We start from the raw sequence: 579 nt of genomic DNA, 5'->3' as shown, positions 1-579 counted from the left end.
TGCCAGCCCGCTCAGAGATGTGTATAAGAGACAGGGGCAGGACCGGGAGGTCGTCCACGTCGACCAGCCACAGGTACGTCCGGTGGCGCAGCCGGTACCGGACGGGAGCGGACCGGGTGTGCCGCACCTCCGTCACGTACAGGGCGGGCACGCGCGGCGCCGGGCGGGCGGGGGCCGGCGTCACCAGACCACCCCGAGGGAGCGGGCGGCCTCGGCGCCCGAACGGCAGCCGTCCTCGTGGAACCCCCACCCGTGGTAGGCGCCCGCGTAGGCGGTGACGCCGTCGTTCAGGGTGGGCAGCAGCCGCTGCGCCGCCACCGATTCGGCCGCGTGGAGGGGGTGTTCGTAGACCATCCGTGCCAGGACCCTGCTCTCGTCGAGCCGGTCACCGGGATTGAGCGTGACGATGTGCGGCTCGTCGCCGGGCAACCGCTGGAGCCGGTTCATGTCGTAACTGACCTGCACGGCTCCCGGCCGCGCGGAACAGGAGGGGAGCCGGTAGTTCCAGGAGGCCCGGGCGTGCCGGCCGCGGGGCAGGACGGTGGTGTCGCGGTGCAGCACGGTGGGGTTGCGGGAGTA

1 protein-coding gene and 1 pseudogene are annotated in these 579 nt (G+C 72.9%); both read right to left on the bottom strand.

The genetic code is table 11. The features are described 5' to 3' along the window. Window positions 1–184: DUF1365 family protein (locus VR44_RS45410; protein ID WP_342669405.1), on the bottom strand; the 184-nt coding region annotated here is incomplete at its 3' end. Then, a pseudogene (locus VR44_RS29610) lies at window positions 181–579 on the bottom strand (hypothetical protein); the annotation flags it as partial. The gene VR44_RS45410 and the pseudogene VR44_RS29610, both read right to left, overlap by 4 nt.

Origin of the sequence: Streptomyces katrae, from assembly GCF_000966975.1 — a bacterium.
GTDB classification, from domain to species: Bacteria; Actinomycetota; Actinomycetes; order Streptomycetales; family Streptomycetaceae; genus Streptomyces; species Streptomyces katrae.
Note: the sequence above shows the minus strand (reverse complement) of the source record. Positions and strands in the feature narration are given on the sequence as shown.